General features: G+C 60.6%; 11 protein-coding genes. 5 read left to right on the top strand and 6 right to left on the bottom strand.

Translation table 11 applies throughout. The features are described from left to right. Positions 1-36: 36 nt before the first annotated feature. Positions 37-486 carry a dUTP diphosphatase gene (gene dut, locus B9Z43_RS01750; RefSeq protein WP_108322431.1) on the top strand — a complete coding sequence of 150 codons (450 nt, stop codon included), beginning with the start codon at positions 37-39 and terminating at the stop codon, positions 484-486. A 25-nt stretch (positions 487-511) separates the two neighbouring features. On the opposite strand, the gene B9Z43_RS01755 is transcribed toward dut, so the two are convergent. After that, positions 512-1,045 carry a peptidylprolyl isomerase gene (locus B9Z43_RS01755; protein WP_108322432.1) on the bottom strand — a complete coding sequence of 178 codons (534 nt, stop codon included), beginning with the start codon at positions 1,043-1,045 and terminating at the stop codon, positions 512-514. A gap of 86 nt (positions 1,046-1,131) precedes the next feature. Between B9Z43_RS01755 and B9Z43_RS01760 the strand changes: the two genes are divergently transcribed. Both B9Z43_RS01760 and B9Z43_RS01765 read left to right on the top strand, forming a co-directional pair. Then, a complete protein-coding gene (locus B9Z43_RS01760) occupies positions 1,132-2,253 on the top strand; it encodes a JmjC domain-containing protein (protein ID WP_108322433.1) in 1,122 nt (373 codons plus the stop codon). A 184-nt stretch (positions 2,254-2,437) separates the two neighbouring features. Next, entirely contained in the window at positions 2,438-2,638 is a 201-nt protein-coding gene (locus B9Z43_RS01765) for a hypothetical protein (RefSeq protein WP_108322434.1), read from the top strand. Between the two features lie 95 nt (positions 2,639-2,733). Here B9Z43_RS01765 and bamC read toward each other — a convergent pair whose 3' ends face one another. From bamC to B9Z43_RS01785, 5 genes are all read right to left on the bottom strand, one after another. Further along, entirely contained in the window at positions 2,734-3,819 is a 1,086-nt protein-coding gene (gene bamC / locus B9Z43_RS01770) for an outer membrane protein assembly factor BamC (protein ID WP_108323125.1), read from the bottom strand. 44 nt (positions 3,820-3,863) lie between these two features. Then, positions 3,864-4,760, bottom strand: a complete 897-nt coding sequence (gene dapA, locus B9Z43_RS01775; RefSeq protein ID WP_108322435.1) for a 4-hydroxy-tetrahydrodipicolinate synthase — start codon at positions 4,758-4,760, stop codon at positions 3,864-3,866. Positions 4,761-4,870: 110 nt separating this feature from the next. After that, the gene (locus B9Z43_RS01780; RefSeq protein WP_108322436.1) at positions 4,871-5,416 is read right to left on the bottom strand and encodes a bifunctional 2-polyprenyl-6-hydroxyphenol methylase/3-demethylubiquinol 3-O-methyltransferase UbiG; all 546 of its coding nucleotides are present in this window, start codon (positions 5,414-5,416) and stop codon (positions 4,871-4,873) included. 16 nt (positions 5,417-5,432) lie between these two features. Continuing rightward, on the bottom strand, positions 5,433-5,573 hold the full coding sequence (locus tag B9Z43_RS17120) for a hypothetical protein (RefSeq protein WP_158270050.1): 141 nt from the start codon (positions 5,571-5,573) through the stop codon (positions 5,433-5,435). A gap of 4 nt (positions 5,574-5,577) precedes the next feature. After that, positions 5,578-6,789: an MFS transporter gene (locus B9Z43_RS01785; protein ID WP_108322437.1), complete on the bottom strand. Its 1,212-nt coding sequence runs from the start codon at positions 6,787-6,789 to the stop codon at positions 5,578-5,580. Positions 6,790-7,146: 357 nt separating this feature from the next. Here B9Z43_RS01785 and B9Z43_RS01790 point away from each other — a divergent pair, with 357 nt between their 5' ends. Continuing rightward, on the top strand, positions 7,147-9,129 hold the full coding sequence (locus B9Z43_RS01790) for a DNA topoisomerase IV subunit B (RefSeq protein ID WP_108322438.1): 1,983 nt from the start codon (positions 7,147-7,149) through the stop codon (positions 9,127-9,129). 86 nt (positions 9,130-9,215) lie between these two features. Further along, on the top strand, positions 9,216-11,579 hold the full coding sequence (parC, locus tag B9Z43_RS01795) for a DNA topoisomerase IV subunit A (RefSeq protein WP_108322439.1): 2,364 nt from the start codon (positions 9,216-9,218) through the stop codon (positions 11,577-11,579). Positions 11,580-11,751 lie beyond the last annotated feature (172 nt).

The following is an 11,751-nucleotide window of genomic DNA, read 5'->3' on the forward strand; positions in this document are numbered from 1 at the left end:
GGCCTGATCGGTCATGCCCTTCAATTTGGACAACCCATGAACATCGACCTCAAAATCATCGACGCCCGCATGGCCGAACAACTGCCCGCTTATGCCACCTCTGGCAGTGCCGGTCTGGATTTGCGGGCTTGTCTGGATGCGCCTTTGACCTTGCAGCCCAATGCCTGGCAGTTGGTGCCCACCGGCATTGCGGTGCACCTGAAAGACCCGGGTTATGCCGCCATGCTTTTGCCCCGCTCGGGCCTGGGCCACAAGCACGGCATCGTGCTGGGCAATCTGGTGGGCTTGATCGACAGCGACTACCAAGGCCAGCTGATGGTCAGTGCCTGGAACCGCAGCGATGTGGCTTTCACGATAGAGCCCATGGAGCGCATCGCTCAAATGGTGATCGTGCCCGTCGTGCAGGCCACGTTCAATGTGGTCAATGAGTTTGACGCACCCAGCGAGCGTGGCGAAGGCGGCTACGGCTCGACGGGCAAGAAATAAACGCCCTTCAGGGCGCTGGTTGGAGTCAGTGCAGTGTGGGGCCTGTCGGGATGCCCTCGTCGCCCACTTCGATTTTGAAGAACCCTGTGCCGCAGGTGCCGCTGCCCACTTCGGCTTCGGTCGGTTCGCGCACCGATTCGACTTTCAGGCTCAAACGCAAAGCGATGCCCGACAAAGGGTGGTTGCCGTCCAGCACCACGTGTTCGGGGTAAATTTCGGTCACGGTGTAGAGCACGTTGCGCGGGGCATCGGGGTGGCAACCTTCAGGCAAGGCCGTGCCCTCGATGGTGAGGCCTTCTTCCAAGCCGGCCGGGAAGAGGGCAAGCGGTTCCAGAAAAAGCAACTGGTCGTCGAAGTCGCCAAACGCGTCTTCAGGTTCGAGTTGCAGATTCACTTGGGCGCCTTTTTCGTGGCCTTGCAGGGCTTCCTCGATCTTGGGCAGCAAATCTTGGCCGCCAATGAAAAATTCCACGGGCTCGTCGAGGGTGTCCAGAACTTCGCCCAGGGTGTCTTTGAGTGTCCAGGTCAGTGCGACCACAGAAGGTGTCTTGATTTCCATAGGACAATTGTCGCAGTTTGGCGGCCGGTTTTGGCCGCCTTGGCTATGAAGCGGTGCTGTAAACGCACCGCCAACGGAATCGGAACATGCACACAGAACAACCGCTGGCCCTGCTCGGGGGCCTCACGCCCAGCCAATTCATGAAGCGCCATTGGCAGAAGAAGCCTTTGCTGGTGCGCAATGCGATCCCGGGTTTTGTGCCCTGCGTGAACCGCTCCGAATTGGTGGCCCTGGCAGGGCTTGAGGGCGTGGAGTCGCGCCTCATCATCGATTCCGACAAGGGCTGGAAGATGAAGCATGGCCCGCTCGCCAAACGCAGCTTGCCACCCTTCAGCCAGAAAAAATGGACTTTTCTGGTGCAAGGCGTTGACGTGCACCACGACGGCGTACATGCCTTGATGCAACAGTTTCGCTTTGTGCCTGATGCGCGTCTGGACGATCTGATGATCAGCTTTGCCACCGACGGCGGCGGCGTGGGTCCGCACTTTGACAGCTACGACGTCTTTTTGTTGCAGGCGCACGGCCAGCGCCGCTGGCGCATTGGCCGCAACAAAGACCTGACGCTGCAGCCCGGCGTGCCGCTGAAGATTTTGCAAAACTTCGAGGCCGAAGAAGAGTTTGTGCTCAACCCAGGGGACATGCTGTACCTGCCGCCCAAGTACGCGCACGACGGCATTGCCCAGGGCGAGTGCATGACCTGGTCGATTGGTTTTCGCTCTCCTCAGCAAGGCGAGTTGGCTCGGGAGATCTTGCTGGGCCTGGCCGACGAAGCGTTTGACGGTGTGGGCGACGCCCTGTATCGCGACCCCAAGCAGAGCGCCGTCAGCGCACCTGCGGCCATGCCTGCAGCGCTGGGTGACTTCGCCCGCGAAGCGATCGCCCAAGCGCTGAAAGACCCGCACCTGGTGGACAGTCTTCTGGGTGAATACCTGACCGAGCCCAAAGCCAATGTGTGGTTCGATCCGGTTGATGCCGATCCCGATGTCTCGCAAGGCGTGCAACTCGATCGACGCACCAAAATGATGTACGACGAACGTCACATCTTCATCAACGGCGAAAGCTTTCGCGTGGCGGGCAAAGATGCGCGTCACTTGCGGCAACTGGCCGATGAACGTCAACTGCCCGCGGCCAAGTTGTCGCAGATGAGTGAGCCGGCCCGAGAGGCCCTGGAAGATTGGATGTCGGCCGGCTGGCTGAAAACCCTCTAGGGATCTTCCCTGAATACGGCTGTTACTGAAGGTTTCATGTCAGTTTGGTGTGTCGCAAAGTTAAACGCTATAATTTAAGACTGAGCACAAAAGAGCTCGAGTGCTTTTGTCTCGGTCTTAATTACCGTCTTGGTCATTAAGGCAGTTTCCGGAAATTGTTTTAACCCCTATAAGGAAAATCATCATGAACAAGTCCCTCGTTTTGGCCGCCGTGATCGCTGCTGCTGCTTTGGCCGCTTGCGGTAAAAAAGAAGAAGCCGCTGCTCCTGCTGCTCCCGTGGCTGCTCCTGCTGCCGCTCCAGCTGCTGACGCATCCGCTGCTCCTGCTGCCGCTCCAGCTGCTGACGCATCTGCTGCTCCTGCTGCCGCTCCAGCTGCCAAGTAATTGCTTGGATGATTCCTGGCGCAAGTCGGGAATGCATAAAAAAACCCCGCATTGCGGGGTTTTTTTATGGCTGGGCCGTGGCCCGCTTGAACAGATCAACGCAACTCGTTGGCAATCAGCTTCAGGATGCGCTCGGCATTGGCCGCTTCTTCCGGTTTTCCGTTCACGTCCATCACCTGGATTTGGCTTTGCGTTTCGCCCTTGCCTGTTAATGTGATGCGGTAGCGTGAAAGGGCGGGCACTTCTTTTTTGCTGCTGAACATGCGCTCAAAGAAACCCGGTTCTTGAGCTGCCGTACCAGGCGCCAAGTAACGCACGAAATACACGCCTTTGGTGCGGTCGCGGTCTTCCACTGTGAATCCGCTCCGGTCCAGTGCCACGCCAGTGCGGCGCCAGCTGCGGTCCAAACTGTCGTTCAGGGCAATCGTGGGTTGACCCAGCACCAGAGACACTTGTGCGCTGGCCACAGGGGTAGCCGACGCAACGGCTGCTTTGCTGGCTTCGGGCGTTGCCCCCAGCTTGACCATCAAGCGGCGCAAAAATTCGATTTCCAGCTCAGGATCGCTTTCGCGCGGTTGCCAGATGGTGCTTGTTTTCTGTGCGCTTGAATAGTTCTCCACCATCCCCCTGTGGGTGATGTAGATTTCGACCCCGCCTTGGGCATTTCGCTCAATGCGGGTGCGGTATTTGTCGCGTTCACCGGTTGAATACAAGTTGTCGAGCACTTTGCCCAATGTCTTGCGAATGAAGTCTTGTGGCAATTTGGCGCGGTTCTCGGCCCAGTCGGTTTCGACGATGCCCACATCCTTGGCTTCGGTCACCAGGTTAAAGCCATTGGTTTTCCAGAATTCAATGACCGGGTCCCACACCTTGTCTGCCGGGCGGGCCACAACCAGCCAACGCTGGTTGCCTTCCCGCATCATTTTCACGTCTCCCAAGCTGTTGGCCGCTGTGCCAGCATCGGTCACTTTGGCTGCAGCGCCTTGATAACCTAAGGCCGTGGCGGACGTGCTTTCCAGCGCATAGCGCGACTCTTTGCGCAATTGCGTCAAATCAGGCGGCACTTCCAGCGTGGTGGGCTTGGCCGCGCTTTTGTAGTTGATCTTGTCTTCTTCCAGTACGCCACAGGCGCTGAGCAAAATCGCTGCAGCAGCCACGGTGGTGCTGCGCTGGAGTGTCATCAAAGACTTGGAGGGACGGTTCACGAAGAATCCTTTGGTGGAAATCAGATCAGGCCACTGGCCTTGAGTGCGGCCTCGACCACTGGACGCTGGGATTCCGACAGCTCGGTCATGGGCAAGCGCAAGGCCGGACCCGACAGGCCCATGCGGTTCATGGCCCATTTCACGGGAATAGGGTTGGCTTCTACGAACAAATTTTTGTGCACAGGCATCAATTGGAACTGGATTTTCATGGCCGCAGCGATATCGCCACGCATGGCGGCCACGCACAATTCGTGCATCAAACGGGGCGCCACATTGGCGGTCACGCTGATGTTGCCTGCACCACCCACGAGCATCAGGGCCACTGCAGTGGGGTCATCACCCGAGAAGACGGCGAATGACTTGGGCAGATCACGGATCAGCCACTGAGCGCGTTCAATGTTGCCCGTGGCTTCCTTGATACCGATGATGCCGGGCACTTGGGCCAGGCGCAGGACGGTGTCGTGCTGCAAATCGGCCACGGTGCGGCCGGGCACGTTGTACAAAATCACGGGCAGCTTGGGCGTGGCTTCGGCAATCGATTTGAAGTGCTGGAACAAGCCCTCTTGTGTGGGCTTGTTGTAGTAGGGCACCACCTGCAGTTGGGCATCTGCGCCAATGGACTCGGCAAACTTGGCCAGTGCAATGGCTTCGGCCGTGGAGTTGGCACCACAGCCCGCAATGATGGGGATGCGCTTGGCCGCTTGCTCGACCGACACGCGCAGAATTTCACGGTGTTCGTCCACCGTGACCGTGGGCGACTCGCCCGAAGTGCCAACGATCACCAGGGCATCGGTGCCTTCGGCCACATGCCAGTCGATCAATTTGCGCAAGGTGGGGTAATCCACTTGGCCGTCTGCAAGCATGGGGGTGATCAGGGCAGGAATACTGCCTTGGATAGGGCGAAATTCGGTGGTCATGTCAGCGTGTTCTGAACGAAAAAGGACATTCTAACGACAGCGCACGGAATTTCCGGACTGCCCAGTGGGGCGGATGTCACCAGAAGTGACTCTGCAGGGCCAGCGATCGTTCAGCGTGAAGCCAGGTGCCAGCGCACAGGCGTGCTGGATGATGCGGCACGCACAGCGGCGATACGTTGCACAAAACGGTCTGGCGAGGTTTCAAAACCGTCTTCATAAGCCACGGTGCGCAAACCCTGAGTGGCGCTGAGCAGCTCACCCGCTTGCAACAAAAAGTCAGGCCGGGAAGGTTTGCCCACGGACTCGTTGCCTGCTGCAAAGGTTTCGTAAATCAGCACACCCCCTTCGGCCAGGCTCTGCACCATGACCGGCAGCAAGGGCCGCCACAGGTAGTTCGTCACGACCACGGCGTCGAAAGTTTGGCCTGCAAAAGGCCAGGGGCCGTTTTCGATGTCGGCCAGCACGGTCTGCCCTGCGGGCGCTGCCAGGGCCAAGGCCTCTGGATGGCGGTCCACGCCGGTGACCGGGTGACCCAGTGCTGCCAAAAAGCGCATGTGGCGGCCTGCGCCGCAGGCCACATCGAGCACACGGCCTTGCGGGCGGATCAAATGGGCCCAGCGCTGGACCCAGGCGGAAGGATGTTCAGTACCGTGCATAGGTCAATCCATGGATTCAAAAACAGGCCCACAACTGCTCGGACAACATGATCAGCATGTCCGGGCGCTGGTAAAGCCAGACCACACCGGCCATTACCACAAGCAGCGCGCCCCATGCAAGGGCTTTGCGCCATGCGGACTGGCGGGTCTGGCGCATCGGATCAAGCCGCCTGAAGTGGCTTGCGCACGATGGCGCTCTCGCGCACCGGCAGGTTCACCAGCGCGGCAAAAACGCCCAGCGCAATGGCCAGGTACCAGACGATGTCGTAGCTGCCTGTTTTGTCGTACAGGTAACCGCCCAGCCACACGCCCATGAAGGAGCCGATCTGGTGGCTGAAGAAAATGAAGCCACCCAACATGGACAGGTGTGCCACGCCAAAAATCTGCGCCACTGCCGCGTTGGTGGGGGGCACGGTGGACAGCCACAGTAAGCCCATGACGGCCGAGAACAGGTACACGCTGGCGGGGGTGAGCGGTGCCAGCAGGAACAGCACAATCGCCACCGAACGCGAGAAATAAATCGTCGCCAGGATTTTCTTTTTGGCCATCTTCTGGCCCAGGGTGCCCGCGATGTAGGTGCCAAACACGTTGAACAGGCCGATCAAGGCCAGCGCGTAACTGGCGACCTGCGGGGGCAAACCGTGGTCCTTGAGGTAGCTGGGCATGTGCACGCCAATGAACACCACCTGAAAGCCGCACACAAAATAACCCGCCATCAAAAGCTGAAAGCTGGGGTACTTGAAGGCTTCCGCCAGCGCCTGCGCGATGCTCTGCTCGCGTTTGACCTGACCGGGCGCATGGAGCGCAGGCTCGCGCAGGCCCCAAGCCAGTGGAATGATCAAGAAAGTGGCTGCAGCCAAAATCACCAAAGCATTTTGCCAGCCCGCTTGACTGATCAGCATGCCCTCGACCGGCACCATCAGGAACTGCCCGAAGCTGCCCGCTGCCGCCGCAATGCCCATGGCCCACGAGCGCCGCTCGGCCGGCACATTGCGCCCGATCACGCCATAAATCACGGCGTAAGTCGTGCCCGCTTGCGCGGTGCCAATGATCACCCCGGTGAACAGGGCAAACAGCCAAGGCGTGGTCGCTTGTGACATGCCCACCAGGCCCAGCGCATAGAGCAAGGCGCCCGCGATGATCACGCGGAAGGCGCCAAACCGGTCGGCCACCATGCCCGCAAAAATGCCCATGAAACCCCAGGCCAGGTTCTGGATGGCCATGGCCATGGCGAATTCCTGGCGCCCCCAGCCTTGCGATTGGGTCACGGGTTGCAGCCAAAGGCCAAAGCCGTGGCGGATGCCCATGGACAGGGTGACGATCGCGGCGCCGCACGCCAGCACTTGGAACAATGAAAGGGGTTTGTGTTGCATCCTTGGACTGTAACCAATCTCACAAAAGCCCTCGGTCGCGTGATGGACTGAGCGTTTGGCGAAAGACCTGGATCCCGGATCAAGTCCGGGATGACCCGTTGAGGGGCAACCGTTGTCGGTGTTAGTCGTTGAGGATGACCTGTTGAGTGGTGTGCAGTTGAGGGGCGTGCCCTTCAGGGCGCCGTCTTGGGTTGCTGGGTTTTTGGGGGGAGATAACTTGTCACCCCGGGCTTGACCCGGGGTCCATGCGCATGCACCACGACTTGGCCCCTGACCTGGTTTGCTGTACGTCGGCCCCATACGAATACTGGTTATTCATCCAGTTTGCCGGCGCAATTCCCACTACAATCCGCCACCATGGCTACCCAAACATCTGTCAAAACCCCCAGCGACTACTCCGAAAGCTCGATCCGCGTCTTGAAGGGCCTGGAGCCCGTCAAACAGCGGCCGGGCATGTACACCCGCACCGACAACCCCCTGCACATCATCCAGGAAGTGCTGGACAACGCCGCCGACGAGGCGCTGGCCGGGCACGGCAAAAAGATCAAAGTCACTTTGCATGCCGATGGCTCGGTCGGCATCGAGGACGACGGCCGTGGCATTCCGTTTGGCATGCACCCCGAAGAAAAAGCCCCGGTGATCGAGCTGGTGTTCACCAGGCTACACGCAGGCGGCAAGTTCGACAAGGGCACGGGCGGCGCCTACAGCTTCTCGGGCGGTCTGCACGGCGTGGGCGTTTCCGTGACCAACGCGCTGGCCAAGCGTCTGGAAGCCACCAGCCACCGCGAAGGCCAGGTGGCCACGCTGGTGTTCTCGGCGGGCGACGTGATCGAGCCACTGGTCTCGCGTGCTCAAGAATCCGGCGACCGCAAGCAAGGCACCTCGGTGCGCGTGTGGCCCGACGCCAAATATTTCGACTCGGCAGCACTCCCCATGGGCGAGCTGACCCACCTCTTGCGCAGCAAGGCCGTGCTCATGCCCGGCGTGAGCGTGAGCCTGGTCAACGAAAAAACCAAGGAAACCCAGACCTGGCAATACAAAGGCGGCCTGGGCGACTACCTGACCCAGACCCTGACGGGTGACCCGGTGATCCCGCTGTTTGCAGGCGAGGGCTTTGCCGACAGCAACAGCGACAGCTTTGCCGAAGGCGAGGGCGCTTCGTGGGCTGTGGCCTTCACCGAAGACGGCTCGCCCGTGCGCGAAAGCTACGTCAACCTGATCCCCACCAGCGCAGGCGGCACACACGACAGCGGCTTGCGCGACGGCTTGTTCACCGCCGTCAAGAGCTTCATCGAGCTGCATGCCTTGCTGCCCAAAGGCGTCAAGCTCATGCCCGAAGACGTGTTCGCCCGCGCCAGTTATGTGCTGAGCGCCAAGGTGCTGGACCCTCAGTTCCAGGGCCAAGTCAAGGAACGGCTGAACTCGCGCGACGCGGTGCGTCTGGTCTCCAGTTTTGTGCGCCCGGCATTGGAACTGTGGCTCAACGAGCATGTGGACTACGGTAAAAAGCTGGCCGAGTTGGCCATCAAGGCAGCCCAGTCGCGCCAGAAGGCGGGTCAGAAGGTTGAAAAGCGCAAGAGCTCGGGCGTGGCCGTGTTGCCCGGCAAGCTGACCGACTGCGAAAGCAAAGACATTGCCGACAACGAAGTCTTTTTGGTCGAGGGTGACTCGGCCGGTGGCAGCGCCAAGATGGGCCGCAACAAAGAGTGTCAAGCCATCTTGCCCCTGCGCGGCAAGGTGCTCAACACCTGGGAAGTTGACCGCGACCGCTTGTTTGCCAACAACGAAATCCACGACATTTCGGTGGCCATTGGCGTGGACCCGCACGGGCCGAACGACACCCCCGACATGAGCAACCTGCGCTACGGCAAGGTCTGCATCTTGTCGGACGCGGACGTGGACGGCTCGCACATCCAGGTGCTGCTGCTGACCTTGTTCTTCCGCCATTTCCCCAAGCTGATCGAAGCCGGGCACTTGTATGTGGCGCGGCCACCGTTGTTCCGCGTCGATGCACCGGCACGCGGCAAAAAGCCCGCCTCCAAAGCCTATGCGCTGGACGAAGGCGAGCTGACCGCCATCATCGACAAGCTGCGCAAAGACGGCGTTAAAGAAGGCGGCTGGAGCATCAGCCGCTTCAAGGGCTTGGGCGAGATGAGCGCCGAGCAGCTGTGGGACACCACGCTCAACCCCGACACGCGTCGCCTGTTGCCCATCGAGCTGGGCCCGCTGGACAACGCGGGCACTGAAAACCTCATGACCCAGCTCATGGGCAAAGGCGAAGCCGCCGCCCGCCGCGAGCTGATGGAGCTGCACGGCGACAGCATCGAAATCGACGTTTGACCCTCTTGTAGGCCGGAGCTTCCGCTCCGACAAATGTGTGCGCACCCCACGTCGGAGCTCAATCTCCGACCTACAAAAAACCTGCCATGACCACTGACCTGTTGACCCCCGAACCCGCAGCTGCTCCCGAAGGTGATCACCTCGGTGCCTACGCCCAGCGCGCCTATTTGGAATACGCGCTGTCCGTCGTCAAAGGCCGCGCCTTGCCCGATGTGTGCGATGGCCAAAAGCCGGTTCAGCGGCGCATTTTGTACTCGATGGACCGCATGGGTTTGTCGTACAGCGGCCCCAACAACAACACCGCCGCCAAGCCCGTCAAAAGCGCCCGTGTGGTGGGCGATGTGCTCGGCCGTTACCACCCGCATGGCGACACGGCGGCGTACGACGCGCTGGTGCGCATGGCGCAAGACTTTTCGCAGCGCTACCCACTCATCGACGGCCAGGGCAACTTTGGCTCACGCGACGGCGACGGCGCTGCCGCCATGCGCTACACCGAAGCCCGGCTGTCGCGCATCACCAGCTTGCTGCTCGACGAGATCGACATGGGCACGGTGGACTTCATCCCCAACTACGATGGCTCCACCGAAGAGCCGCGCCAGCTGCCTGCCCGCTTGCCCTTCAGCCTGCTCAACGGTGCCAGCGGCATTGCCGTGGGCCTGGCCACCGAAATCCCCAGCCACAACCTGCGCGAAGTGGCCGATGCCTGCGTGGCGCTGATCAAGAACGACAAGCTGAGCGACAGCGAGTTGATGGCCATCATCCCCGGCCCCGACTACCCCGGCGGCGGCCAGATCATCAGCCCGGCCAGCGACATTGCCGACGCTTACCGCACCGGTCGCGGCAGCCTCAAAGTGCGTGCCCGCTGGAAGATTGAAGAACTCGCCCGAGGCCAATGGCAGCTGGTCGTGACCGAGTTGCCGCAAGGCGTGAGTTCGCAGCGTGTGCTCGAAGAGATCGAAGAACTCACCAACCCCAAAGTCAAAGCTGGTAAAAAGGCGCTCAGCACCGACCAGATGCAGCTCAAAGCCAGCATGCTGGCCGTGCTGGATGTGGTGCGCGACGAATCGAGCAAAGACGCCGCCGTGCGCTTGGTGTTCGAGCCCAAGACCAGCCGCATCGAACAGCAAGAACTCATCACCGCCTTGCTGGCGCACACCAGCCTGGAAACATCCGCGCCGATCAACATGACTTCGGTCGGCATAGACGGCAAGCCGATTCAAAAATCACTGCGCCAAATGCTGGTGGAGTGGATCAGCTTCCGCCAGACCACCATCACCCGCCGCAGCCAGCACCGCCTGAACAAGGTCTTGGACCGCATCCACATTCTGGAAGGCCGTCAGCTGGTGCTGCTGAACATCGACGAGGTGATCCGCATCATCCGCCACAGCGACGAGCCCAAGCCCGCGCTGATCGAAGCCTTCAAACTCAGCGACCGGCAGGCCGAAGACATCCTTGAAATCCGATTGCGCCAACTCGCTCGTCTTGAAGCCATCAAGATCGAGCAGGAGCTGAGCGAGCTGCGCGGTGAGCAGGGCAAGCTCGAAGAAATTCTGGGCAGCCCCACCGCACTGCGCCGCTTGATGGTCAAAGAGATCGAGGCCGATGCCAAGACCTTTGCTGACCCGCGCCGCACGCTGATCCAGGAAGAGAAAAAAGCCGTGGCCGAAGTCAAGGTGGTGGACGAGCCGGTGACGGTGGTCGTGTCGGAAAAAGGCTGGGTACGCGCCCGCACCGGCCACGGCCATGACGCCACCAGCTTCGCCTTCAAGGCGGGCGATGGCCTGTATGGCACCTTCGAGTGCCGCACGGTGGACACGTTGCTGATCTTCGGCAGCAACGGAAGAATTTACAGCGTAGCTGTGGCCACCTTGCCCGGCGCACGCGGTGACGGCCAGCCCGTGACCACGCTGATCGAGCTGGAACCCACAACCCAAATCGCCCATTACTTTGCAGGCCCGGCCAACGCCACGCTGCTGCTCAGCGGCTCGGGCGGCTACGGTTTCATGGCCTCGGTCGAGAACATGATCTCCCGCAACAAAGCGGGCAAGGCCTTCATCAGCCTGGGCGACGGCGAAACCGTCTGCGCCCCCAGCCATGTGAGCGGCTCCAGTGCCACCGTGCCCGCCGACAAGCAGCCCATGCCCGCAGCCATTAGCGTTTGCTGCGCCAGCACGGGCGGCCGTGTGCTGACTTTTGAGATCACCGAACTCAAGACCATGGAAAAAGGCGGCCGGGGCCTGATGCTCATCGACCTCGAAGCCAAAGACACCTTGGCAGGCGCTGCGGCCTACACCCGCAGCGTGAAGATCGAAGGCATTGGCCGGGGCGGCAAAGAGCGCGACGAAACGCTGGAAATCCGCAGCCTGAACAATGCCAAAGCCGCGCGGGCCAAAAAAGGCCGCGTTGCGGATCTCGGCTTCAAGCCGAACCGCGTGACCCGGGTGGAGTAAAGGCTCAAGTGGAACCCTTGTTGCACACTTTTTAAGCACGCCCCGCCAGACCAAGCGGGGCGTTGTTTTTGGGGCTTATCCCTGTACTTGTCCACAAGTTTGGGCCCGGGCTTTGGGGACAGTTTGCTTTGCATCAGTCCAAATGAGAATGGTTCTCGATAGAATGGTTCGC

This window comes from Limnohabitans sp. MMS-10A-192 (assembly GCF_003063335.1).
Lineage (GTDB): Bacteria > Pseudomonadota > Gammaproteobacteria > Burkholderiales > Burkholderiaceae_C > Limnohabitans_A.